Origin of the sequence: Halostella sp. PRR32 (assembly GCF_034808085.1) — an archaeon.
Lineage (GTDB): Archaea > Halobacteriota > Halobacteria > Halobacteriales > Natronoarchaeaceae > Halostella > Halostella pelagica.
Genome location: NZ_JAXHGL010000183.1, coordinates 1 through 261 on the forward strand (window position 1 = coordinate 1; position 261 = coordinate 261).

The following is a 261-nucleotide window of genomic DNA, read 5'->3' on the forward strand; positions in this document are numbered from 1 at the left end:
TCAGTCGCTTCATACCCGCACCTCAGAGCCAGAGCAGTTGTGCGTGTCGGGTCTCGTCGAACTCCAGGACGGTCTCCTCGTCGACGAGCCCGGCCTCGACGGCGACGCCGACGGCCTCAGTGCCGACGATGTTCGCGACCTGCGCGCGCTGCAGCCCCGCGACGACCTCCTCGGCGGTCGCCTCGACCGCGTCGTCGCCGCCGTAGAACTCCTCGCTGACGGTGATCGTCGCGCGCCCGTTGTCGTACGTCTCGCCGAGGG

Annotated in this window: 1 protein-coding gene; it reads right to left on the reverse strand. The window is 69.7% G+C overall.

The window, feature by feature from the left end:
* Positions 1 to 22: 22 nt before the first annotated feature.
* Positions 23 to 261: DUF424 domain-containing protein (locus SM753_RS20815; protein WP_323192955.1), on the reverse strand; the 239-nt coding region annotated here is incomplete at its 5' end.